Raw genomic sequence first — 23,569 nt, forward strand, 5'->3', positions numbered from 1 at the left:
GGGTTCAGGCGGTCGGTTGCAGGGTCAACACCTCAAACCCATCCGCCGTCACCGCGACGGTGTGTTCCCATTGCGCCGACAGGCTGTTGTCTTTGGTCACCACCGTCCAGCCATCCTTGAGGCTGCGCACTTTGGCACTGCCCTGGTTGAGCATCGGCTCAATGGTGAACACCATGCCTTCGCGCAGTTCCAGTCCGGTGCCGGGCCGGCCGAAGTGCAGGATTTGCGGCTCTTCGTGCATTTCCCGGCCAATGCCATGGCCGCAGTATTCACGCACCACGCTGTAGCCGTTGGCTTGCGCATGGCGCTGGATCGCATGGCCGATATCACCCAGGCGTGCGCCGGGCTTGACCTGGCGGATGCCGGCCCACATCGCTTCGAAGGTCATCTCAACCAGACGCCGCGCCTTGGGCGTCACAGTGCCGATCATGTACATCTTGCTGGAGTCGGCAATAAAGCCGCCTTTTTCCAGGGTGATGTCGATATTGATAATGTCGCCATCCTTGAGGATTTGCTTCGCGCTGGGCATGCCGTGGCACACCACTTCGTTAACCGATGTATTGATGCTGAAGGGATAGTCGTATTGCCCGAGGCTGGCCGGACGAGCCTGCAATTGCTCGCGGATGAAGGTTTCGACGGCGCTGTCCAGTTCCAGGGTGGAGCGGCCGGCGGCAACAAAGCCGTCGAGCATGCTGAACACCCGGGCCAGCAGGCGCCCGGATTCGCGCATCACCGCAAGTTGTTGTGGCGTCTTGATCATTGGCTGCGCCCCCGGATCAGGTCGGGCTTGTCCAGCAACAGTTTGTTGATCAGCTCGTTGTAGGACAGTTGAGGATTGAGTTCGGCAAGGAGGCCGATCTTGATCCAGAACTCGGCCTGGGCGTTGATGGAACGGTCCATCGCGGCGCTGGCCAGACGCAGTTGTTCATGCAGTTGATCGGTGATCTTGACGATGCCCATAAGCTTCACTGTGAGATGTTTATATACGAAGCGTATATGTTTCGTATGTTTTCCGAAAGCCCCGCTCGACGGCAGGTTACCGAGTTGATTGTTTGCCATATGTTGCCGAAAAAACCGCCACGCCAGTCGCGCCTGACGCGAGACAGTCGGTTAAACGTTTAATCGGCGTGGTTCGACGATGATTAACGCGGCGAGATTTACTTCATATAAGCAAGCGCTGAGCTTATGAAGAAAGGTTACAACAGCGATGGATTTTGCCGAGTAGGCTCATTAGTTGAAGGCGTCTTCCAAGGCCGGTAAGACGTGGCAGGCAGGTGCTTGCCGGACCCCTATAAAAACTGTTGGCAGTCTCAAACAAGGAGAGGTTGGCCATGCTTTCGGAACTAGAGCTACGCAGCATTATTGAAGGAAGTTTCCTGCCCAAGCGGTGTGAATGCACCAAAGCCGAAGATGCTTCACTCACGATCAAGGTGTACGACGACCGCGACCGTGATCGCGTGGAGTTGGAGGTCAAAGGTATCAACCCGGACAAGCTCGACAGCAGTCGCGCCATTTGCAACCTGATCACGGAGCTCCGTGAGGACCTCAAGCACACCCATACGCCAATTCTGCAGCGAGCAGGAGGGCGTGGTTTTTAATGGCGAGGCTGGTGTTGACCTGTGGGCCAGGGTGACCAGGCCCGCAGACATTACCCGCTTAAACGCCCTCTGATATTGTGCCTACCCCCTCTTGGGCTGCTGCGCAGTGCACGGCCCGCACACACTGCGCGGTCAGCACAACTGGCTGCGGTAGGGCAGGTCCGGCCCGGTGCGGGTGCACGTCAGCGCTGCGGCGCGAATCGCAAAGCCGAGCATGGCGTCGACCTGTTCGCGGCTGAGCTGTTGCAGCCCCTCGACCGAGTCCAGTTGATGCTCGGTCAACCAGCCAATCAACGCCGCCTGGAAGGTATCACCGGCGCCGACCGTGTCGGCCATCACGATATCCACGGCCGGTTGTGACCAACTGCCGTGCCGGCGGCTGAACACACTGGCGCCATCGCCGCCACGGGTGAGGAATACCAGTTGGCAACGGTGCTGCAGCCAGCCTTGCAGCACGCTTTCCGGGGACTGCTCGGGGTACAGCAGGTGCAGGTCTTCATCGCTGACCTTGATCAGGTCCGCATGTTTGACCAACTCTGCCATACGGTCGCGCCACAGCTGGATGTCCGGCTGCGGGTTCAGCCGTACGTTGGGGTCGAGGCTGATCAGGCGCTTGCCGCTTTCGCGCTTGACCAGGTTCAGCAGCGTGTCGCCAATCGGCTGTACCACCAGCGAAAACGAGCCCACATGCAGCCCGCGGATCTCATCGCCCAGGGGCGGCAGATGGCTCAACTGCAACTGCCGGTCGGCGCAGCCTTCGCCGCGAAAGCTGTATTGCGGTGAACCGTTGGCGCCCACGGCCACCATGGCCAGGGTGGTCGGCGCGTCGAATGACACCAGAAAATCTTCGCTCACACCTTCGTCCTTGAGCACCTGCAGCAAGCGTCGGCCCAGGTAATCATTGGAGATCCCGGCAAAGAACCCGGACGCGATACCCAGGCGGCGCAGGCCGACCGCCACGTTGAACGGCGAACCGCCGGCAATGGCCTTGTAATTGAGCTTGGCTGCCTGCCCGCTGGCATCCTCCTCGCAGAAAAAATCAAACAGCGCTTCACCACACACCAGATACATAGTCGCTCGCTCTTAAAGGGTTGCCACCAGCTGTTGATAACGCTCGTAGGCCTGTTGATAGGCCCTGACATTGGCCGGCACCGGCAGGGTGCGGCTGGCCGGGTCAAGGCTCACGCATTTGTCGCACAGGCCGGCCAGGGATTCGCCACTCTGGCACCACGCCGCCTGGATCGCCGCGCCCAGGGCGGCGGCCTCGCTTTGTTCGGTACACACCACTTCGGTGTTCATGATATCGGCGACCATCTGCCGCCACAGCGGGCTTTTCGAACCGCCGCCGATCAAGCGGATGCCCAGGCTTTGCAGGCCGGTCTGGCGCAGCAGGTCGAGGCCGTAGCGCAAGCCGAAGGTGGTGCCTTCGACCACCGCGCGGCACAGGTTGGCGCGGGTCAGGTTGGTCATGGTCAGGCCGTGCAGGCTGCCGGTGGCCTGGGGCAGGGCGGGTACCCGTTCGCCGTTGAGGAACGGCAGCATGCTCACCCCGTCCGCGCCGATGGGGGCCTGTTCGACCAGGGCGTTGAAGGCGTTCAAGTCCAGCTCGAACAGCTCGCGCACCACACCCGTGGCGTTGGTCAGGTTCATGGTGCAGATCAACGGCAGCCAGCCGCCGCTGGAGGAGCAGAAGGTGGCGACCGACGCCTGGGGGCTGACATTGGGCTGGTCGGTGAATGCATAGACGGTGCCCGATGAGCCCAGGCTCATGGTGATCACGCCGGGGGCGATATTGCCGGTGCCGATGGCGCCCATCATGTTGTCGCCGCCGCCGCTGGCGACGATGGCCTTGGGGTTGATGCCCAGCCGCTCGGCAATGGCGGGCAGGATCGTGCCCACCGCCTGGTCGGCGGCGATCAGTTCGGGCAGCGCCGCTTGCAGGCGCCCGCTGGGGTCGATGTGCTGCAGCAGCGCCACGTCCCATTCCCGGCGGCGCACGTCGAAATAACCGGTGCCCGAAGCATCGCCGTATTCGGCCACGGCGCGGCCGGTGAGCCAGTAGTTGAGGTAGTCATGGGGCAACAGGACATGGGCGATGCGCGCGAACAGGTCCGGATGCTGTTCGCGGGTCCACAGCAATTTTGACACGGTGTAGCCCGGCGCGATGACCACGCCCAGACGCTCCAGCGAGCCGCTTTCGCCGCCCAGGTGTTGCAACAGGCGCTCGTTTTCGGCTGCGGTTTCGGTGTCGCACCACAGCTTGGCCGGACGCAGCACCTGGCCCTGGGCGTCGAGCAACACCAGGCCGTGTTGCTGGCCGGACACGCCGATGCCGAGGATGTCCTGGCCGTCCACACCGGCCTGTTGCAAGGCGCGGTGGGTGGCTTCGGTGAAGGCGTCCAGCCATTCCTGGGTGTGTTGCTCACGCCGGCCGTTGGCGCCGCTGAGCAGTGTGTGGGCTGCGGCGCCCAGGCCCAGTACTTTGCCGCTGGACGCGTCGAGGACGATGGCCTTGGTGCCCTGAGTGCCGCAGTCGATGCCGAGGAACAGGTTTTGCTGGGTCATGATGGAGTGCTCAGCAGTCTTATTGTTGGAGTTGTCAATGCGGTCCAAATGTGGGAGGGGGCTTGCCCCCGATAGCGGTGTGTCAACTACAGATGCTTTTACTGACACTCCCTCATCGGGGGCAAGCCCCCTCCCACATGCTCAAGCCGGTTTCTTCAGTAACAGCTTCAGCGTTTCAGTGACGCCGTGATCGCGCAAGCTTGCATAACACCGCTCGAACGCTGCCACAAACGCGGGTGAGTTGGGAATAGCCGTACCAAAAATCTCTTCCACCCCAAGCAAACGCTGGCTGATCAGCGCATCGTCACTCACCAGCGCCTGGCAGAACTCGGCACGCGGATCCGGTATTTTGTAGCTCACGCCGTTCTCATCCACGCCCTTCAGGTACAACGCCCACGCGGCGACCACCAGTGCAGCGCGTTCAGTCTCACGGCCGGCGGCAATCAGGCGATTGATCGTTGGCACGGTGAACTTGGGAAACTTCGACGAGCCGTCCGAGCACACGCGCTCCAACTGGTCGGCAATTGCTTGGTTGGAAAAACGGTCGACCAAGGTCTGCTTGTAATCGGTCAGGTCGATGCCCGGCACCGGCGCCAGGTTAGGCGTGACGTCAAGGTCCATGTAGGCGCGCATGTAGGCCACGAACAGCGGGTCGTTCATGGTCTCGTGCACGAACCGGTAGCCCTTGAGGAACCCCAGGTACGTCAGGGCCAGGTGGCTGCCGTTGAGCAGGCCGATCTTCATTTCCTCGTACGGGGTCACGTCATCGGTGAACTGCACGCCGACCTTTTCCCAGGCCGGGCGACCGTTGACGAATTTGTCTTCCAGCACCCATTGCACAAAAGGTTCGCACACCACCGGCCAGGCATCGTCGATGCCGTGCCGGTCATGCAATTGCAGGCGGTGGGCGGTGCTGGTCATCGGCGTGATGCGGTCGACCATGGCGTTCGGGAAGCTCACATTGGCCTTGATCCAGTCATGCAGCTCGGCGTCGTGCAGCGCGGCGAACGCCAGCAGCGCCTTGCGCGTGACGGCGCCGTTGTGCGGCAGGTTATCGCAGGACATCACCGTGAAGGCCGGGGTGCCGGCGGCGCGGCGTTGGGTCAGGGCGGCGCAGAGAAATCCGAATACGGTGGTCGGTGCGCTCGGGTGCGCCAAGTCATGCTGGATCTGCGGCAGATGAGCCATGAACTCGCCATTGCTGTCGTCGATGCAGTAGCCGCCTTCGGTGATGGTCAGCGACACGATCCGGATGGCCGGCTCGGCCAGTTTGTCGATCAGCGCCTGGGCGCCGTCCTCGGCCAGCAGCATGTCGCTGATCGAGCCGATCACGCGCACTTCGGTGTCGTCGGTGTCGCCGAGTTCATACAGGGTGAACAGATAGTCCTGGCCGGCCAGATCGTCACGGGCCTTGCGGTCTTCGGCGCGCAGGCCCACGCCGCAGATGCTCCAGTCCAGGCCTTCGCCGGTGTTCATCAGGGCGTCGGTGTAAAACGCCTGATGCGCCCGATGGAAACCGCCGACGCCGATATGCGCGATGCCTTGCGATGTGCTGGCGATGGCATAGGTGGGCAGTTTCACCTCCGGGGCCAACTGGTTGAGGGTGTGTTTATTCAGCTTCATGGCGTAATACTCGCGAAATCAGGCGGCGGTGCGCAGGGGGCGGGCTACGGCCACGCCATCGGTGTCGAACAGATGGCAGTGCGACGGGTCCAGATGCAGGTGCAGCGTTTCGCCGTACTGGCTGGCCATGTCGCCACGGATGCGCATGGTCAACGGCTCGCCGTTGGCGGTGATGACATGGCAGAAGGTGTCGCTGCCCAGGCGTTCGCCGACGTCGGCGGTGACGGTCAGGCTGGTCTGGCCCGGCGTGGCGATTTCCAGGTGCTCCGGGCGAATGCCCAGGGTCACCGCACTGCCCACGCTCAAGCTGGCACCGCTCAGCGGCAGGCTGATCAGGGTGCCGGCGTCCAGTTGCACGTCACACCCCTGGCCTTCGACACGGGTGACCTTGCCCTTGAGAAAACCCATCTTCGGCGTGCCGAGAAAGCCCGCCACAAACAGGTTGGCCGGCTGGTGGTACAGCTCCAGCGGCGAGCCGACCTGTTCGATGCGGCCACTGTTGAGCACCACGACTTTGTCGGCCAGGGTCATGGCTTCGACCTGGTCGTGGGTCACGTAGATCATGGTCGCCTGCAGTTCCTTATGCAGGCGCGCCAGTTCCAGGCGCATCTGCACGCGCAGGGCGGCGTCGAGGTTGGACAAGGGTTCGTCGAACAGGAAGATCTTCGGGTTGCGCACAATCGCCCGGCCAATCGCCACGCGCTGGCGCTGGCCGCCGGACAGTTGCTTGGGCTTGCGCTCCAGCAGCGGGCCCAGCTCCAGAATGCGCGCCGCCTCATTGACTTTGCTCTCGACGAGCTTTTTGTCGACACCGGCCAGGTCCAGGGCAAACGACATGTTCTTGCGCACGCTCATGTGCGGGTACAGCGCGTAGGTCTGGAACACCATCGCCAGGTCGCGCTTGGCCGGGGTCACTTCGGTGATGTCGCGGCCATCGAGTTCAAGGGTGCCCTCAGTCACTTCTTCCAGGCCGGCGATCAAGCGCAGCAGGGTGGATTTGCCGCAGCCCGACGGGCCGACGAACACCACGAATTCCTTGTCGTTCACTTCCAGGTCGATGCCCTTGATGATGGAAAAACCTTCAAAGCCTTTTTGCAGATTCTTGATTTTCAGGTTGGCCATGATGGGCCCTCCGCTTGGAATTATTATTTCACGGCGCCAAAGGACAGGCCGCGCACCAACTGCTTCTGGCTGATCCAGCCAAAGATCAGGATCGGCGCGCAGGCCAGGGTCGACACGGCGGACAATTTGGCCCAGAACAAGCCTTCGGGGCTGGAGTAGGAGGCGATCAGTGCGGTCAGCGGCGCGGCGCTGGAGGATGTCAGGTTCAGCGACCAGAACGCCTCGTTCCAGCACAGGATCAGCGACAGCAAGACGGTGGACGCCAGGCCGCCCTTGGCAATCGGCAGCAGCACGCGGACCATTTCCTGCCACAGCGTGGCGCCGTCCAGGCGGGCGGCTTCGAGGATGTCCTTGGGGATGTCCTTGAAGTAGGTGTACACCATCCACACCACGATCGGCAGGTTGATCAGGGTGTAGATGATGATCAGCGCAATGCGCGTATCCAGCAGGCCAAAGCTCTTGGCCAGCAGGTAGATCGGCATCAGTACGCCCACCGGTGGCAGCATCTTGGTGGACAGCATCCACAGCAGCGTGCCCTTGGTGCGCTGGGTTTCATAGAACGCCATGGAGTAGGCGGCCGGCACCGAGATCAGCAGGCACAAGGCGGTGGCGCTGAAGGAAATTACCACCGAGTTCCAGGCGTAGGCGAAGTAGTTGCTGCGCTCGTTGATGTGCAGGTAGTTCTCCAGCGTCGGCGTGAAGATGAACTGCGGCGGTGTGGCGAACGCGTCGATTTCGGTCTTGAAGCTGGTCAGCACCATCCAGAAGATCGGGAAGAAGATCAGGATCGCGATGGCCCAGGCCAACGTGCCGAGCAACAGGCTTTGCAGGCGGCGGGATTGTTGAAGCGTCATGGCGCGGCCCTCAAGGCTTGTCAGTCAGGTTTTTGCCGATCATCCGCACCAGGATGATCGCCGCGATATTGGCGATGACCACGGCAATCAAGCCGCCGGCCGAAGCCATGCCCACGTCGAACTGCACCAGCGCCTGGTTGTAGATCAGGTAGGCGAGGTTGGTCGAGGCGTAGCCGGGGCCGCCGTTGGTGGTGGTGAAGATTTCGGCGAATACCGAGAGCAGGAAGATGGTTTCGATCATCACCACCACGGCAATCGGCCGCGCCAGGTGCGGCAGGGTCAGGTGCCAGAAGATCGCGATGGCGCCGGCGCCGTCCAGGCGTGCGGCTTCCTTCTGTTCCTGGTCGAGGGACTGCATGGCGGTCATCAGCAGCAGGATCGCGAAGGGCAGCCATTGCCACGACACAATGATGATGATCGACAGCAACGGGTAATGCGCCAGCCAGTCCACCGGCTCGGCGCCGAAGAACTTCCACACGGCGGCGAGAATCCCCGACACCGGGTGGAAAATCAGGTTCTTCCAGATCAGCGCGCCGACGGTGGGCATGATGAAGAACGGCGAGATCAACAGCACCCGCACGATGCCACGGCCCAGGAACTCACTGGCCTCCAGCAGTGCGCTGATCAACACGCCGAAGACCACGCTGATCAGCAGCACGCTGCCCACCAGCAACAGGGTGTTGGTGGCACCGGGCAGAAAGCCCGAATCGGTGACGAAGTAGGTGAAGTTTTCCAGCCCCACAAACTGGTTTTCACCGGGGTAGAGCAGGTTGTAGCGGATCAGGGAAAAGTACAGGGTCATGCCCAGCGGCACGATCATCCACAGCAGCAGCAAGGCCACCGAAGGGCTGACGAGGAACCAGCCGGGGTTGGCCAGTCGGTTTTTGGGCGTTGTATTCATGATATTCAAGGCCAGTGCAAAACAGGAATCGGAGCGCGGTCAGTGTGGGAGGGGGCTTGCCCCCGATAGCGGTGTATCAGTTGATGAATCAGTTGGCTGATCCACTGCTATCGGGGGCAAGCCCCCTCCCACATTTGACTGTGGTGAGGGCTGAGATTACTTGGGGTAACCCGCCCGCTTCATTTCCCGCTCGGTTGTAGTCTGCGCGGCGGTCAATGCAGCATCGACGGTCTGCTGACCGGTCAACGCACCCGAGAAAAACTTGCCGACCTGGGTACCAATCGCCTGGAATTCAGGAATGGTCACCAACTGGATACCGATATATGGCACCGGCTTCTCGGTAGGCTTGGTCGGGTCCGCCACTTTCAGCGATTCCAGCGTCACCTTGGCGAACGGCGCGGCCTTCATGTACTCGTCGCTGTAGGTGGATTTGCGCGTGCCTGGCGGTACGTTGGCAACGCCGTCGGTCTTGGCGACCAATGCGCCATATTCCTTGGAGGTGGCCCAGCTGGTGAACACCTTGGCGGCGTCCTTGGCCTTGGAACTGGTGGGGATCGCCAGGCTCCAGGAGTACAGCCACGAGGTGCCCTTGTCGGTCTTCTCGTGGGGGGCAAAGGTAAAGCCGACATGCTCAGCCACTTTGCTTTGGGTCTTGTCGGTGACAAACGAGCCGGCCACGCTGGCATCTACCCAGATCGCGCACTTGCCGCTGTTGAACAGCGCCAGGTTTTCGTTGAAACCGTTGCTCGACGCACCCGGCGGGCCGGATTTTTTCATGTTGTCGACGTAGAAGTTCAGCGCGTCCTTCCACTCGGGGCCGTTGAATTCGGGCTGCCACTTCTCATCGAACCAGCGCGCGCCGAAGCCGTTGGCCAGGGTGGTGATCAGCGCCATGTTCTCGCCCCAACCGGCTTTGCCGCGCAGGCACAGGCCGTATTGCTCTTTGGATTTGTCGGTGAGTTTGGCCGCGAATTCGCCGATCTGGCTCCAGGTCGGGTGCTCGGGCATGGTCAGCCCGGCGTCCTTGAACAGGTCGGTGCGGTAATAGGTGATCGAGCTTTCGGCGTAGAACGGCAGGGCGTACAGCGAGCCCTTTACGGACAAGCCATCACGCACCGAAGGGAACACGTCATCAAGGTCGTAGGACGCCGGCAGGTCCTTCATGGGTTCCAGCCAACCCTTGGCGCCCCAGAGTGCGGCTTCGTACATGCCGATGGTCAACACGTCGAACTGCCCGCCCTGGGTGGCGATGTCAGTGGTCAGGCGTTGGCGCAGCACGTTTTCTTCGAGCACCACCCAGTTCAGCTTGATCTCCGGATGCTCGGCCTCGAAGGTTTTCGAGAGCTTCTGCATGCGGATCATGTCGCTGTTGTTGACGGTGGCAATGGTCAGGGTTTGCGCGCCAAAGCTGACGGCGCTGAGGGTCATGCATGCAGTCATGCAGGTAGAGGCAAGCAGTACTTTTGCTGTGAACTTCATCGCGCACTCCATTTCCGCGCCCAGGGGCTACGGAAGGACAGTTATTGTTGTTGTGTCTTCCTATCAAGCTGGCAGGAAGAGTGTGCGTTGATTACAGCCTTGAAATGGGGTTGTGACAAATCCTTGGGCGCACGCTCACTGATACTTTTTTGCACTCGGTGATCGCCCTCAAACGCAGCTTGAGGGCGATCAAGGCAGGGGTTAGCGCTCGATATCAGCTAATACCCGTTCAGCCAGCAGCCGAGACACCTCGATCAACTGCGCAATACCCAGCGCGCCTTCGCGGCGTGAGCCGTCGAGGTCAAAGGCGAAATCGCAGGTGAGGGCGTGGGCAGAGGCGAGTGATTCGCTGAGGTTGACCAGCAGGTCTGGAGTGGAGATGCCGTCTTTAACGGTGAATAGCACGCTGGGTGCTGGACCGATTGGGGGATTCGGGGTGGGTTTGATCATGGTGAAACTCCTGATTTAAGTGGAGCTGCCACCCTTTCGCCGCGACGCTATTGGGTGGTAGCTGTACGCAGGTTCGCGGACCGGAATCAGGAAACCGGCATACCCGAAGGTATCCCGCGCACAGCCACCATGAAGCCGCACAGTAGACGATAAAAAAACGCCGACTAAAAGCGGAAATGGCACTTTGCATCTGATTAAACCGGGCCGCGACGCCCGACCGCTGCGTGTGCAGCGGTGTACGGAGACTAGAGATTGAGTGTCCTAGGGACAACCTCAAATCCTTGTCAGACGTTTCTGTTTGCCCCGACACCCAGCCGAACGGCCAATTTCAAGCCAAATTCTGCTCCGTCAACCGCTGCACCGCCAACCGCCGATAATGGGACGGCGTCATCCCCTTGAGCTGCTGAAACCGCCGATTGAAGTTGGAAATATTGTTGAAACCCGACTCAAAGCACACATCCGTCACCGCCTTGTCGCCATCAGCCAACAGTTCGCAGGACTTGCTGATGCGCAGTCGGTTTACAAACTCAATGAACGTGCGCCCCGTGGCCTGTTTGAACACCCGGGAAAAATACGTCGGCTTCATCCCCAGGTACTCCGCCACTTCTTCCAGCGGCAACTCCCGGGCGTAGTGGGCAAAGATGTAGTCCACCGCGCGGTTGGTGCGGTCGATGCTGTGTTCATCGGCTTGCTGCGGGGTGGTCACGCCGGACAGCAACTGGTAGTCCTCACAGGCGCTCAACACTTCCAGCAAGATAAAAAAGTGCCCCAGGCGCGCCATGCCGTGGGCGTCTTCGATCTGCTGCATCAGGGTCATAGCCTGGGTGATGGTCTTTTTGCAGCGGAATTCGATGCCGTACTGCGCACGGTCAAGTAAGGGCGCCAGGCTTTTGAGCTCGGCAAAGATGTGGCTGCCGTGTTCGAACAATTGGTCGGTGAAGTTCACCAGCATGTCGCGTTTGGGGACTATCTCGTCTTCCTCCACCTGACTGATCCAGTTGTGGGGCAGGTTGGGGCCGGTGAGAAACAGGCTTTGCGGGTAGAAGTTGCCGATGTAGTCACCGATAAACACCTTGCCCGAGCTGGCGACGATCAGGTGCAGCTCATATTCCTTGTGGAAATGCCAGCGCACCAGCGGGCAGGGGAAGCCGTGCTGGCGATAGATGATGGACAGACCGTTATGGTCGTCCATCAGCTCGTAGGAAGGGTCGGTGATGCGCGTTGCTCGGGTCATGTTGCCGTCGCTTTATTGTGGTCGCTGCGTAGGATAATGCCCCGTCGCGCGCGACCTCGCCAGCGGGAGCTTATACGTTGCGGTTCTTCGCCTCGATCCATTGGGCCATGTACTGGGTACTCTTGTGCGCATGATGGCGCAGCATGCTGCCGGTGAAGTTGTCCCGGCGATGGGCGGCGAGGTGGCGGCGGCATTGCTCCAGGCACTCGACCAGGGCTGGCCCATGCAGAGCCTGGTCATAACGCCGGGCCAGCAGCCGGCGCCCGTGTTCCTGGGCCTGGGTCCAGCGCTCGCGGTCCTGGTAGAGGGCCACGGCAGCGGCGGCCAGGGCCGGGGCGTCGTTTGCGATCAGGCCGGGCCAGGGTTGGTCATCGCCCATGGCTTCGGCGCCGATGGGGGTGGTGACATTGGGTGTGCCGCACAGCATGGCGTCGACCAGCTTGCCCTTGATGCCCGCGCCAAAGCGCAAGGGTGCCAGGCAGATGCGTGCGGCAGTCATGACTTGCAGCGCATCTTCGGCCCAGTTCATCACGTGAAAGCCCTGGGCCGAATTGTGCAGCGCGGTGGCCTTGGGCGGCGTGTAGGCGCCGTAGACATGCAGCTGCGCGCCCGGCAATTGCTGGCGAATCAGCGGCCACAGGCTGTGCTTCATCCAGAGCACCGCATCCCAGTTGGGCGCATGGCGGAAGTTGCCGATGCTGAGGAAATGCGCACGCTCTTCAAACGGCGCAAACGCGGCGCCGGGCGGTTGCAACATCAACGGGCACCAGTGGAGGAGGGCGGCAGGCACCTTGAACTGTTCGGTGAGCAGGCGGATTTCCACGTCGGAGATCATCAGGCTGATGTCGCAGCGGTAAATCGCGGCGATTTCGCGCTTGGCCAGGTCGGTGTCAGCCATGCGCTGGAACTCGTTCTCCAGCGCCGGCGCGAACAGGGCGCTGAAGTCGTCGCTGTCGGGGCTGGCTTTTACATGCTCCTTGAAACGTTGGTGGCGGGCGTCGCGCAGGCTTTGCAGGTCGGAGGTCTCCAGCACACGCAGGGCGTCGGGGCAGCATTTTTCGACGCGCCAGCCAAATTGCTCTTCCATCATGAAACGGTCGAACAGCACGATATCCGGGGCCAGTTCGCGAACAAAATCATCGAAGCTGCTGTTATTCAGTTCAATGGCGCATTCAGCGATGCCAAGGGCGGGCAAGTCGGCCTTGTGTTCGCCGATGGTCGCCGGGCTGCTGAAGGTAATGTCCCAACCTTGCGCCAGAAAACTCTCCAGGATTTGCATCATATGCCCGCCCGCAGCCGAAGAGCGCGGCTCCGGCCAGACGTAACCAATGACCAGGACTTTGGTGGCGGGCTGATTCATCAACAGCGGTTTCCTTGAGGGACAGGCGAAAAGCGCGCAATTAAACCACAACCCGGCGACATGACAATTTGTGTCTGGCGGTAGGTAGCGTCGGCACTTTGTGGTTAACTTCGGCCTCTCGAATTCGTTTAACCAAAACCCAGCATAAGGATTCCGTTCATGGCTCAAGTCACCCTCAAAGGCAACCCGGTCCAGGTTGAAGGCGAACTGCCACAAGTCGGTACCCAGGCGCCCGACTTCACCCTGACCGCCGGCGACCTGTCGGACGCGACCCTGGCGAGCTTCGCCGGCAAGCGCAAAGTGTTGAACATCTTCCCAAGCGTCGACACCCCGACCTGCGCGACCTCGGTCCGCAAGTTCAACGCCCAGGCCAACGACCTGAACAATACCGTGGTGTTGTGCATTTCCTCGGACCTGCCATTCGCCCAGGCGCGTTTCTGCGGCTCCGAAGGCCTGGACAACGTCAAGAGCCTGTCGGACTTCCGCAGCGCCGCGTTCTCCCAGGATTACGGCGTAGACATCGTTGAAGGCCCGCTGCGCAGCCTCACCGCTCGCGCCGTTGTGGTGCTGGATGAGAACGACAAGGTGCTGCACAGCGAACTGGTTGCCGAAATCGGCCAGGAGCCAAACTACGAAGCAGCCCTCGCTGTTTTGAAGTAACTGTTTCTACGCGTGACTGTCGTAAGGCAGTCACACGTATGATGCAAGATTGCGGCCTGGCCTAGTCCAGGCCGTTTTTATTTGGGTGTCAGCAGCTTAGCGAAACCGCCCAGGCACCAGGACCCGAATTTCAAAAGTTGTAAGCCCAAGGTAAATAGCCGGTAAAGGCGCTTTTCTAAATGCGCTCCAGTGCTTATCTTTCAGCCTCCCAAAGAAGAAGCTCTCGCGCCCAATGGTTGATCACTCCATGCAATCCTCCCCCCGCAACTCCCGCCGCTGGCTGTTTGGCCTGCTTGTGCTGCTGGTTATCGCCGGCCTGTGCTGGAAATTCTGGCCCGGCGGCGCGGCCCATAAGGACGCCCCGGCCGGGCACACCGGCAAGACCGGCATGGCGCGTCCGGGGTTTGGCGGCTCCACCGGCCCGGTGCCGGTGCGCGTTGCGCCGGCGGTAGTGGGGGAGTTCCCGGTGTACTACAAGGCCTTGGGCACGGTCACCGCGCTCAACACCATCAACGTGCGCAGCCGGGTGGGCGGTGAGCTGGTGAAGATCGCCTTTGAAGAGGGGCAAATGGTCAAGGCGGGCGACTTGCTTGCGGAAATCGACCCGCGCAGCTACCAGAACGCCTTGCTCCAGGCCCAGGGCACGTTGCTGCAGAATCAGGCGCAGTTGAAAAACGCCCAGGTCGATGTGGAGCGCTATCGCGGCCTGTACGCCCAGGACAGCATCGCCAAGCAGACCCTGGACACCGCCGAAGCGCTGGTCCTGCAATACCAGGGCACGGTCAAGACCAACCAGGGCGCGGTCGACGATGCCAAGCTCAACCTTGAATTCACCAAAATCCGCGCGCCGATTGCCGGTCGCGTCGGTTTGCGCCAGCTCGACGTCGGCAACCTGGTCGCCGCCAACGACACCACCGCCCTGGCGGTGATCACCCAGACCCAACCGATCAGCGTGGCCTTCACCCTGCCGGAAAACACCCTGGACACCGTGCTCACCCGTTATCACGCCGGCAACAAGCTGCCGGTGGAAGCCTGGGACCGTGGCGACACGAAAAAGCAGGCGGTGGGGGTGCTGCAAAGCCTGGACAACCAGATCGACGTGACCACCGGGACGCTCAAATTCAAGGCGCGCTTCGATAACAAGGATCAGGCGCTGTTTCCCAATCAGTTCGTCAATGTGCATCTGCTCGCCGACACCCTGCACAACGTGGTGCTGGCGCCGTCCGCCGCGATCCAGTTCGGCAACAACGGCACCTTTGTCTACAAGCTTGATGGCGACAAGAAGGTCAAGGTCCAGCCGCTGGTGGTGGGCGATACCGACGGCGACAACACTGTGATCAAGCAAGGCCTGGCGGCGGGTGATCGGGTGGTCATGGAAGGCACCGACCGTCTCAAGGACGGCAGCGAAATCGAAGTGGTCAACGACAGCAGCGAAGTGCCGACCACCCCGACCGAACACCTGCAAGGCAAGCCTGCGGCGAAAGGGGAGACCGGTACTGACGCCGGCAAGGCGCAAAAGGTCGGCGCATGAACCTGTCGCGCCTGTTTATCCTGCGGCCGGTCGCCACCACGCTGAGCATGCTGGCCATCGTGCTGGCCGGCCTCATCGCTTACCGCCTGCTGCCGGTTTCGGCCTTGCCCCAGGTGGATTACCCGACCATTCGGGTGATGACGCTGTACCCCGGCGCCAGCCCCGACGTGATGACCAGTGCGGTCACTGCGCCGCTGGAGCGCCAGTTCGGGCAGATGCCCGGCCTGACCCAGATGGCCTCCACCAGCTCGGGCGGTGCGTCGGTGCTGACCCTGCGTTTCAACCTCGATATCAATATGGATGTCGCCGAGCAGCAGGTGCAGGCCGCGATCAACGCCGCCACCAACCTGCTGCCCAAGGATTTGCCGGCGCCGCCGGTGTACAACAAGGTCAACCCGGCGGACACCCCAGTGCTGACGCTGGCGATTACGTCCAGGACCATGCTGTTGCCCAAGCTCAATGACTTGGTCGACACGCGCATGGCGCAGAAAATCGCGCAGATCAGCGGCGTCGGCATGGTCAGCATCGCCGGTGGCCAGCGCCAGGCCGTGCGTATCAAGGTCAATCCCGAGGCCCTGGCGGCCAACGGCTTGAACCTGTCGGATGTGCGCACCCTGATCGCCGCGTCCAACGTCAACCAGCCCAAGGGCAACTTCGACGGGCCCACTCGGGTGTCGATGCTCGATGCCAACGACCAGTTGGTATCCCCCGAGCAATATGCCGAACTGATCCTGGCCTACAACAACGGCGCGCCGTTGCGTCTCAAGGACGTGGCGCAGATCGTCGACGGTGCCGAAAACGAGCGCCTTGCCGCCTGGGCCAATGAAAACCAGGCGGTGCTGCTCAATATCCAGCGCCAGCCGGGCGCCAACGTGATCGAGGTGGTGGACCGGATCAAGGCCCTGCTGCCGAGCATCACCGACAACCTGCCGGCGGGCCTGGACGTGACGGTGCTCACCGACCGTACCCAGACCATCCGCGCGTCGGTCAAGGACGTACAACACGAGCTGCTGATCGCCATTGCCCTGGTGGTGATGGTGACGTTCCTGTTCCTGCGCCGGGTCAGCGCCACGATCATTCCGTCCATTGCCGTGCCGCTGTCGCTGGTCGGCACCTTTGGCGTGATGTACCTGGCGGGGTTCTCGGTCAACAACCTGACGTTGATGGCCCTGACCATCGCCACCGGGTTTGTGGTGGACGATGCCATCGTGATGCTGGAGAACATCTCCCGCTATATCGAGGAAGGCGAGACGCCCATGGCCGCCGCGCTCAAGGGCGCCAGGCAGATCGGTTTCACCCTGATTTCCCTGACCCTGTCGCTGATCGCCGTACTGATCCCGCTGCTGTTCATGGCCGATGTAGTCGGGCGCCTGTTTCGCGAGTTCGCCATCACCCTGGCGGTGGCGATCCTGATTTCCCTGGTGGTGTCCCTCACACTCACGCCGATGATGTGCGCGCGCCTGCTCAAGCGTGAGCCCAAGGAGGACGAGCAGGGCCGTTTCTACAAGGCCAGCGGCGCCTGGATCGATTGGCTGATCGAAGCCTACGGGCGCAAGCTGCAATGGGTGCTCAGGCACCAGCCGCTGACCCTGCTGGTGGCCATCGCCACCCTGGGCCTGACGGTGGTGCTGTACCTGGTGGTGCCCAAGGGCTTTTTCCCGGTGCAGGATACCGGGGTGATCCAGGGCATTTCCGAGGCGCCGCAGTCGATTTCATTTGCCGCGATGAGCCAGCGCCAGCAGGAACTGGCGAAGATCATCCTGGCCGATCCGGCGGTGGAAAGCCTGTCGTCCTATATTGGCGTGGATGGTGATAACGCCACCCTCAATAGCGGCCGCCTGCTGATCAACCTCAAGGCCCACGGGCAGCGCGACTTGAGCGCGACCCAGGTGATCGCTCGCCTGCAACCTGCCATCGACAAGCTGGTGGGCATCCGCCTGTTCATGCAGCCGGTGCAGGACCTGACTATCGAAGACCGCGTCAGCCGTACCCAGTACCAGTTCAGCATGTCCTCACCGGATTCGCAGCTGCTGGCGCTGTGGAGCGACAAGCTGGTGCACGCCCTCGGCCAGTTGCCGGAACTCACCGACGTGGCCAGCGACCTGCAGGAAAAAGGCCTGCAGGTGTACCTGGTGATCGATCGCGACGCCGCCTCGCGCCTGGGCGTCAGCGTCTCGACCATCACCGACGCGCTCTATGACGCCTTCGGCCAGCGGCAGATTTCCACCATCTACACCCAGGCCAGCCAGTACCGCGTGGTGTTGCAGGCCCAGTCGGGCGAAACCCTCGGCCCGGCCGCGCTCAACCAGATCCACGTGAAGACCACCGACGGCGGCCAGGTGCGGCTGTCGAGCCTGGCCCATGTGGAGCAGCGCCAGGCGCAGTTGGCGATTGCCCATATCGGCCAGTTCCCGGCGGTGATGATGTCGTTCAACCTGGCCCCCGGGGTCGCGCTGGGCAAAGGCGTGGAACTGATCAACCAGACCCAGAAGGACATCGGCATGCCGGTCGGCGTGCAGACCCAGTTCCAGGGCGCGGCCCAGGCGTTCGAGGCCTCGCTGTCGAGCACCCTGCTGCTGATCCTGGCGGCGGTGGTCACCATGTACATCGTGCTCGGCGTGCTCTACGAGAGTTACATCCACCCGATCACCATTCTCTCCACCTTGCCGTCGGCGGCGGTGGGCGCCTTGCTGGCCTTGCTGCTCAGCGGCAATGACCTGGGCATGATCGCGATCATCGGCATCATCCTGCTGATCGGTATCGTCAAGAAGAACGCGATCATGATGATCGACTTCGCCCTTGACGCCGAGCGCAACCAGGGCCTGGACCCGCAGACCGCCATCTACCAGGCAGCGCTGCTGCGCTTCCGGCCGATCCTGATGACCACCCTGGCGGCCTTGTTCGGTGCGGTGCCGTTGATGCTGGCCAGCGGCTCCGGTGCGGAACTGCGCCAGCCCCTGGGCCTGGTGATGGTCGGCGGGTTGCTGGTGAGCCAGGTGTTGACGCTGTTCACCACGCCAGTGATCTACCTGTATTTCGATCGTCTGGGCCGGCGCTGGCGCAAGGAACCGCAGAGCCTGGAGCCGGTTGAGTCATGAACCTGTCCGGACCTTTCATTCGCCGGCCGGTAGCCACCATGCTGCTGAGCCTGGCGATCATGTTGCTCGGCGGCGTCAGCTTCAACCTGCTGCCGGTGTCGCCGTTGCCGCAGATCGACTTCCCGGTGATCGTGGTGTCGGCCAGCTTGCCGGGCGCCAGCCCCGAGGTGATGGCGTCCACCGTGGCCACGCCGTTGGAGCGTTCGTTCGGCGCAATTGCCGGCATCACCACCATGAGCAGTTCATCGAGCCAGGGCTCCACACGGGTGATCCTGGCGTTCGATTCCGACCGCGATATCAACGGCGCGGCGCGGGAAGTGCAGGCGGCGATCAATGCGTCGCGCAACCTGCTGCCCAGCGGCATGCGCAGCATGCCCACGTACAAGAAGATCAACCCGTCCCAGGCGCCGATCATGGTGCTGTCGCTGACGTCCGACGTGTTGCAGAAAGGCCAGTTGTACGACCTGGCCTCGACCATCCTGTCTCAGAGCCTGTCCCAGGTGCCGGGCGTGGGCGAAGTGCAGATTGGCGGCAGCTCGCTGCCGGCGGTGCGCATCGAGCTGGAGCCCAAGGCCCTCGACCAGTACGGCGTGGCCCTGGACGATGTGCGCAATACCATCGCCAATGCCAACCAGCGCCGGCCCAAGGGCTCTCTGGAGGACAGCGAGCGCAACTGGCAGATCCAGGCCAACGACCAGTTGGAAAAGGCCAAGGACTATGAGCCTCTGCTGATTCGCTACCAGAACGGCGCGGCGCTGCGCCTGAGCGATGTGGCCAAGATCAGCGACGGCGTGGAAGACCGCTACAACAGCGGGTTTTTCAACAACGATTCGGCGGTGCTGCTGGTGATCAACCGGCAGTCCGGCGCCAACATCATCGAAACGGTGCGCCAGATCAAGGCGCAGTTGCCGGCGTTGCAGGCGGTGCTGCCGTCCAGCGTCAAGCTCAACCTGGCCATGGACCGTTCGCCGGTCATCACCGCCACCTTGCACGAAGCCGAGATGACCCTGCTGATCGCCGTGGCCCTGGTGGTGCTGGTGGTGTACCTGTTCCTGGGGAACTTCCGCGCTTCGTTGATCCCCACCCTGGCGGTGCCGGTGTCGCTGGTGGGCACCTTTGCGGTGATGTACCTGTACGGGTTTTCGCTGAACAACTTCTCGCTGATGGCGCTGATCCTGGCCACCGGCCTGGTGGTGGACGATGCCATCGTGGTGCTGGAGAACATCTCCCGGCATATCGACGAGGGCGTGCCGCCGATGAAGGCGGCGTACCTGGGCGCCCAGGAAGTCGGTTTTACCTTGCTGTCGATGAACGTGTCGCTGGTGGCGGTGTTTCTCTCCATCCTGTTCATGGGCGGGATCGTTACTAACCTGTTCCGTGAATTCTCCATCACCTTGTCGGCGGCGATCATCGTCTCGCTGATCGTGTCGCTGACCCTGACCCCGATGCTCTGCGCGCGCTGGCTCAAGCCCCATGTCAAGGGGCAGATGACCGGCTTGCAGCGCTGGAGCCACCGCATCAACGAGCGCATGGTCGCCGCCTACGCCACCAGCCTGGACTGGGTGCTGCGCCATCGGCGCCTGACCCTGCTCAGCCTGCTGATTACCGTCGGCGTGAACATTGCGCTGTACGTGGTGGTGCCGAAGACCTTCATGCCCCAGCAGGATACCGGCCAGTTGATCGGCTTTGTGCGCGGGGATGACGGGCTGTCATTCAATGTGATGCAGCCGAAGATGGAAATCTTCCGCCAGGCCGTGCTCAAGGACCCGGCGGTGCTCAGCGTGGCCGGCTTTATCGGCGGCAACAACGGCACCAACAACGCGGTGATGCTGGTGCGCCTCAAGCCGATTGCCGAGCGCAAAATCTCGGCCCAGGCGGTCATCGAGCGCCTGCGCAAGGAAGTGCCGCTGGTACCGGGCGGGCGCCTGTTCCTGATGGCCGACCAGGACCTGCAGTTCGGCGGAGGCCGCGACCAGACCAGCGCGCAGTATTCCTACATCCTGCAAAGCGGTGACCTCGCTGCGTTGCGCCTGTGGTACCCGAAAGTGGTAGCCGCCATGCGCGAGCTGCCGGAGCTGACCGCCATCGATGCACGCGAGGGGCGCGGCGCGGCCCAGGTCACGCTGATCGTCGACCGCGACCAGGCAAAGCGCCTGGGGATCGACATGGCCATGGTCACCTCGGTGCTTAACAACGCCTACAGCCAGCGGCAGATTTCCACCATCTACGACAGCCTCAACCAGTATCAGGTGGTGATGGAGGTCAACCCCAAATATGCCCAGGACCCGATCACCCTCAACCAGGTGCAGGTGATCACCGCCGATGGCGCGCGCGTGCCGCTGTCGACCATTGCCCATTACGAAAACAGCCTGGCCGATGATCGCGTCAGCCATGAAGGCCAGTTCGCCTCGGAAAACATCGCGTTCGACCTGGCGCCGGGTGTCACGGTGGAGCAGGGCACTGCCGCCATCGAGCGCGCGATTGCCAAGGTCGGCCTGCCGGAAGACGTGATCGCCAAGATGGCCGGCACCGCCGATGCATTCGCCGCGACCCAGAAGGGCCAGCCGTTCATGATTCTCGGCGCGCTGGTGGCGGTATACCTGGTGCTGGGCGTGCTGTATGAAAGCTATATCCACCCGCTGACGATTCTGTCGACCTTGCCGTCGGCCGGTGTCGGCGCGTTGCTGTCCATCTATCTGCTGGGCGGGGAGTTCAGTCTGATCTCGCTGTTGGGGCTGTTCCTGTTGATCGGGGTGGTGAAGAAAAACGCGATCCTGATGATCGACCTGGCGCTGCAGCTTGAGCGGCATGACGGCATGAGCCCGCTGGAGTCGATTCGCAGCGCCTGCCTGCTGCGCCTGCGACCGATCCTGATGACCACGCTGGCGGCGATCCTCGGCGCGTTGCCACTGCTGCTCGGCGCCGGCGATGGCGCGGAAATGCGCCAGCCTCTGGGCCTGACCATCATTGGCGGCCTGGTGTTCAGCCAGATCCTGACCCTTTACACCACTCCGGTGGTTTACCTCTATCTTGACCGCGCGCGCCACCGCTTCAATGCCTGGCGCGGCGTGCGTACCGATGCTGCCCTGGACACTGCGCTATGAATGATTCAACCCACGCCAACCCCACTGTAGGAGCGAGCTTGCTCGCGAAAAACGTGCAGACACCGCGTTCTTCCAGGCTCGGCGCGTTATCGTTGACGACCTTCGCGAGCAAGCTCGCTCCTACAGTAGGGTTGGCGTTGTTGCTCAGCGCCTGCGCCATTGGCCCCGATTACCAGCGTCCACCCGTGGTCGAACCGGTGCAGTTCAAAGAAGCCCAGGGCTGGCGCCAGGCCAATCCAAGCGACTCCCTGGCCCGTGGCGCGTGGTGGGAGCTGTACGGCGACCGCCAACTGAACGACCTGGTGGTGCGTCTTAACAGCGCCAACCAGACCGTCGCCCAGGCCGAGGCACGTTTCCGCCAGGCCCAGGCCCTGGTGCGCAGTGCTCGCGGAGCGTTTTACCCCAGCGTCGACCTGAGCGTCGGCAAAACCCGCGCCAGCCAGGGCACCGGCAGCAGCAGCGCGAGCCTCAGCAGTTCGAGCAGCGGTATTCGCGACACCCTTAACGCGCAATTGGGCGTGAGCTGGGAAGCCGACGTCTGGGGCAAACTGCGCCGTGGCCTGGAGGCCAACGAAGCCAGCGCCGAGGCGAGCTCGGCAGACCTGGCGGCGATGCGCCTGAGCCAGCAGTCGGAACTGGTGCAGAGCTACTTGCAGTTGCGCGTCATGGATGAACAGACGCGTTTGTTGCAAGCCACGCTGGACACTTACCAACGCTCGTTGCAGATGACCGAAAATCAGTACAGCGCCGGTGTGGCCGGCAAGGACGCCATCGCCCAGGCGCGAACCCAGCTCAAGACCACCCAGGCCAGCCTGATCGACCTGATCTGGCAGCGTGCCCAGCTGGAAAACGCGATTGCGGTATTGATCGGTGAAGCGCCGGCCAACTTCAGCCTGGCCGTCAGCAAGGACATCCCGGCGTTGCCGCAGATTCCGGTGGGCCTGCCGTCGCACCTGTTGGAACGCCGCCCGGATATCGCCTCGGCGGAACGCTCGGTGATTGCGGCCAACGCCAACATTGGCGTAGCCAAGGCTGCCTACTACCCCGACTTGACCCTGAGCCTGGCGGGGGGCTACTCCAGCAGCACGTATGAAGACTGGATCAGCCTGCCGAACCGCTTCTGGTCGGTGGGTCCGAAGTTGGCCATGACACTGTTTGACGGCGGCCAGCGCTCGGCGGAAGTCGACCGCAGTGTGGCCAGCTATGACGAAACCGTGGCCAAGTACCGTCAGACCGTACTGGATGGGTTCCGCGAAGTGGAAAACTACATGGTGCAGCTCAAGGTGCTGGCCGACGAAGCGGTAGTCAGCAACGAGGCGCTGGAGTCCGCCCGCGAGTCGTTGCGGTTGACCGAGAACCAGTACAAGGCGGGGCTGATTGCCTATCTGGACGTGGTGACCGTGCAGGCAACGGCCCTGAGCAACGAGCGCACGGTACTGACCTTGCTGCAGTCGCGGTTGGTGGCGAGCGTGCAGCTGATTGCGGCGTTGGGCGGGGGATGGGATGGGAACACCCGTCCGGCCGACCAAGATAAGTAGGGGTAACTCAATCTCGGGATGGCCTATGCTGCTACCCAAATGACACGCCTCGGTCAATGTGGGAGGGGCGGTGCGACGATTCGACTTGCCCCCGATGGCGGCCTCAGGGCCGACCAGGATCTTGTGTCGATCCCGGCCCAAATGTGGGATGGGACTTGCCCCCGATGGCTGCCTCAGGGCCGACCATGATCTTGTGTCGATCCCGGCCCAAATGTGGGATGGGGCTTGCCCCCGATGACGGCCTCAGGGCCGACCAGGATGTTGTGTCGATCCTGACCCAAATGTGGGAGGGGGCTTGCCCCCGATGACGGCTCAGGGCTGACCAGGATGTTGTGTCGATCCTGACCCAAATGTGGGAGGGGGCTTGCCCCCGATGGCGGCCTCCGAGCCGACCAGGATGTTGTGTCGATCCCGGCTCAAATGTGGGAGGGGGCTTGCCCCCGATGGCGGCC

General features: G+C 62.3%; 18 protein-coding genes. 6 read left to right on the forward strand and 12 right to left on the reverse strand.

The window, feature by feature from the left end; translation table 11 throughout:
• Positions 1-4: 4 nt before the first annotated feature.
• Both map and MRY17_RS11410 read right to left on the reverse strand, forming a co-directional pair.
• Entirely contained in the window at positions 5-760 is a 756-nt protein-coding gene (map, locus tag MRY17_RS11405) for a type I methionyl aminopeptidase (protein WP_191953292.1), read from the reverse strand.
• The gene (locus MRY17_RS11410) at positions 757-960 is read right to left on the reverse strand and encodes a ParD-like family protein (RefSeq protein ID WP_243353780.1); all 204 of its coding nucleotides are present in this window, start codon (positions 958-960) and stop codon (positions 757-759) included. Before MRY17_RS11410 ends, map begins: the two co-directional genes overlap by 4 nt.
• A 371-nt stretch (positions 961-1,331) precedes the next feature.
• On the opposite strand from MRY17_RS11410, the gene MRY17_RS11415 reads away from it, so the two are divergent.
• Positions 1,332-1,598 (forward strand): DUF1652 domain-containing protein, encoded by a 267-nt coding sequence (locus MRY17_RS11415; RefSeq protein WP_181282419.1) that lies wholly within the window; start codon positions 1,332-1,334, stop codon positions 1,596-1,598.
• Between the two features lie 132 nt (positions 1,599-1,730).
• Here the strand turns inward: MRY17_RS11415 and MRY17_RS11420 are convergent, their stop codons facing one another.
• The 10 genes from MRY17_RS11420 to MRY17_RS11465 form a co-directional block, all read right to left on the reverse strand.
• Positions 1,731-2,669 carry a carbohydrate kinase family protein gene (locus MRY17_RS11420; protein WP_243353781.1) on the reverse strand — a complete coding sequence of 313 codons (939 nt, stop codon included), beginning with the start codon at positions 2,667-2,669 and terminating at the stop codon, positions 1,731-1,733.
• A gap of 12 nt (positions 2,670-2,681) precedes the next feature.
• Positions 2,682-4,163, reverse strand: a complete 1,482-nt coding sequence (gene xylB / locus MRY17_RS11425; protein ID WP_243353782.1) for a xylulokinase — start codon at positions 4,161-4,163, stop codon at positions 2,682-2,684.
• A 141-nt stretch (positions 4,164-4,304) separates the two neighbouring features.
• Entirely contained in the window at positions 4,305-5,786 is a 1,482-nt protein-coding gene (locus MRY17_RS11430; protein WP_243353783.1) for a mannitol dehydrogenase family protein, read from the reverse strand.
• Positions 5,787-5,804: 18 nt separating this feature from the next.
• Positions 5,805-6,908, reverse strand: coding sequence for an ABC transporter ATP-binding protein (locus tag MRY17_RS11435; protein WP_181282415.1), 1,104 nt, complete (start codon positions 6,906-6,908; stop codon positions 5,805-5,807).
• Between the two features lie 23 nt (positions 6,909-6,931).
• Complete coding sequence (locus MRY17_RS11440) at positions 6,932-7,762, reverse strand: carbohydrate ABC transporter permease (RefSeq protein WP_005788583.1); 831 nt, start codon at positions 7,760-7,762, stop codon at positions 6,932-6,934.
• Positions 7,763-7,772: 10 nt separating this feature from the next.
• On the reverse strand, positions 7,773-8,663 hold the full coding sequence (locus MRY17_RS11445; RefSeq protein WP_057722206.1) for a carbohydrate ABC transporter permease: 891 nt from the start codon (positions 8,661-8,663) through the stop codon (positions 7,773-7,775).
• A 156-nt stretch (positions 8,664-8,819) separates the two neighbouring features.
• On the reverse strand, positions 8,820-10,142 hold the full coding sequence (locus MRY17_RS11450; protein WP_181282414.1) for an ABC transporter substrate-binding protein: 1,323 nt from the start codon (positions 10,140-10,142) through the stop codon (positions 8,820-8,822).
• A 201-nt stretch (positions 10,143-10,343) separates the two neighbouring features.
• Positions 10,344-10,592: a DUF6124 family protein gene (locus MRY17_RS11455; protein ID WP_191953287.1), complete on the reverse strand. Its 249-nt coding sequence runs from the start codon at positions 10,590-10,592 to the stop codon at positions 10,344-10,346.
• A 328-nt stretch (positions 10,593-10,920) separates the two neighbouring features.
• Positions 10,921-11,826 carry an AraC family transcriptional regulator gene (locus MRY17_RS11460; protein ID WP_181282412.1) on the reverse strand — a complete coding sequence of 302 codons (906 nt, stop codon included), beginning with the start codon at positions 11,824-11,826 and terminating at the stop codon, positions 10,921-10,923.
• A 70-nt stretch (positions 11,827-11,896) separates the two neighbouring features.
• On the reverse strand, positions 11,897-13,186 hold the full coding sequence (locus MRY17_RS11465) for a glycosyltransferase (protein ID WP_243353784.1): 1,290 nt from the start codon (positions 13,184-13,186) through the stop codon (positions 11,897-11,899).
• A 159-nt stretch (positions 13,187-13,345) separates the two neighbouring features.
• On the opposite strand from MRY17_RS11465, the gene tpx reads away from it, so the two are divergent.
• The 5 genes from tpx to MRY17_RS11490 all read left to right on the forward strand — a co-directional run bounded on the left by tpx (position 13,346) and on the right by MRY17_RS11490 (position 23,117).
• Positions 13,346-13,846: a thiol peroxidase gene (gene tpx, locus MRY17_RS11470; RefSeq protein ID WP_191953285.1), complete on the forward strand. Its 501-nt coding sequence runs from the start codon at positions 13,346-13,348 to the stop codon at positions 13,844-13,846.
• Between the two features lie 232 nt (positions 13,847-14,078).
• Positions 14,079-15,377 carry an MdtA/MuxA family multidrug efflux RND transporter periplasmic adaptor subunit gene (locus MRY17_RS11475; protein ID WP_191953284.1) on the forward strand — a complete coding sequence of 433 codons (1,299 nt, stop codon included), beginning with the start codon at positions 14,079-14,081 and terminating at the stop codon, positions 15,375-15,377.
• Complete coding sequence (locus MRY17_RS11480) at positions 15,374-18,475, forward strand: MdtB/MuxB family multidrug efflux RND transporter permease subunit (protein WP_243353785.1); 3,102 nt, start codon at positions 15,374-15,376, stop codon at positions 18,473-18,475. Before MRY17_RS11475 ends, MRY17_RS11480 begins: the two co-directional genes overlap by 4 nt.
• Entirely contained in the window at positions 18,472-21,579 is a 3,108-nt protein-coding gene (locus tag MRY17_RS11485) for an efflux RND transporter permease subunit (RefSeq protein ID WP_181282408.1), read from the forward strand. The genes MRY17_RS11480 and MRY17_RS11485 overlap by 4 nt, the downstream gene beginning before the upstream one ends.
• Positions 21,576-23,117 (forward strand): efflux transporter outer membrane subunit, encoded by a 1,542-nt coding sequence (locus MRY17_RS11490; protein WP_181282407.1) that lies wholly within the window; start codon positions 21,576-21,578, stop codon positions 23,115-23,117. The genes MRY17_RS11485 and MRY17_RS11490 overlap by 4 nt, the downstream gene beginning before the upstream one ends.
• Positions 23,118-23,569 lie beyond the last annotated feature (452 nt).

The organism is Pseudomonas orientalis (genome assembly GCF_022807995.1).
Classification (GTDB): Bacteria; Pseudomonadota; Gammaproteobacteria; order Pseudomonadales; family Pseudomonadaceae; genus Aquipseudomonas; species Aquipseudomonas orientalis_B.

Excerpts from the sequence above, each read along its gene's own strand:
- map (WP_191953292.1), bottom strand. The coding sequence starts at position 760 with ATGATCAAGACGCCACAACAACTTGCGGTGATGCGCGAATCCGGGCGC.
- MRY17_RS11410 (WP_243353780.1), bottom strand. The coding sequence starts at position 960 with ATGGGCATCGTCAAGATCACCGATCAACTGCATGAACAACTGCGTCTG.
- MRY17_RS11415 (WP_181282419.1), top strand. The coding sequence starts at position 1,332 with ATGCTTTCGGAACTAGAGCTACGCAGCATTATTGAAGGAAGTTTCCTG.
- MRY17_RS11420 (WP_243353781.1), bottom strand. The coding sequence starts at position 2,669 with ATGTATCTGGTGTGTGGTGAAGCGCTGTTTGATTTTTTCTGCGAGGAG.
- xylB (WP_243353782.1), bottom strand. The coding sequence starts at position 4,163 with ATGACCCAGCAAAACCTGTTCCTCGGCATCGACTGCGGCACTCAGGGC.
- MRY17_RS11430 (WP_243353783.1), bottom strand. The coding sequence starts at position 5,786 with ATGAAGCTGAATAAACACACCCTCAACCAGTTGGCCCCGGAGGTGAAA.
- MRY17_RS11435 (WP_181282415.1), bottom strand. The coding sequence starts at position 6,908 with ATGGCCAACCTGAAAATCAAGAATCTGCAAAAAGGCTTTGAAGGTTTT.
- MRY17_RS11440 (WP_005788583.1), bottom strand. The coding sequence starts at position 7,762 with ATGACGCTTCAACAATCCCGCCGCCTGCAAAGCCTGTTGCTCGGCACG.
- MRY17_RS11445 (WP_057722206.1), bottom strand. The coding sequence starts at position 8,663 with ATGAATACAACGCCCAAAAACCGACTGGCCAACCCCGGCTGGTTCCTC.
- MRY17_RS11450 (WP_181282414.1), bottom strand. The coding sequence starts at position 10,142 with ATGAAGTTCACAGCAAAAGTACTGCTTGCCTCTACCTGCATGACTGCA.
- MRY17_RS11455 (WP_191953287.1), bottom strand. The coding sequence starts at position 10,592 with ATGATCAAACCCACCCCGAATCCCCCAATCGGTCCAGCACCCAGCGTG.
- MRY17_RS11460 (WP_181282412.1), bottom strand. The coding sequence starts at position 11,826 with ATGACCCGAGCAACGCGCATCACCGACCCTTCCTACGAGCTGATGGAC.
- MRY17_RS11465 (WP_243353784.1), bottom strand. The coding sequence starts at position 13,186 with ATGAATCAGCCCGCCACCAAAGTCCTGGTCATTGGTTACGTCTGGCCG.
- tpx (WP_191953285.1), top strand. The coding sequence starts at position 13,346 with ATGGCTCAAGTCACCCTCAAAGGCAACCCGGTCCAGGTTGAAGGCGAA.
- MRY17_RS11475 (WP_191953284.1), top strand. The coding sequence starts at position 14,079 with ATGGTTGATCACTCCATGCAATCCTCCCCCCGCAACTCCCGCCGCTGG.
- MRY17_RS11480 (WP_243353785.1), top strand. The coding sequence starts at position 15,374 with ATGAACCTGTCGCGCCTGTTTATCCTGCGGCCGGTCGCCACCACGCTG.
- MRY17_RS11485 (WP_181282408.1), top strand. The coding sequence starts at position 18,472 with ATGAACCTGTCCGGACCTTTCATTCGCCGGCCGGTAGCCACCATGCTG.
- MRY17_RS11490 (WP_181282407.1), top strand. The coding sequence starts at position 21,576 with ATGAATGATTCAACCCACGCCAACCCCACTGTAGGAGCGAGCTTGCTC.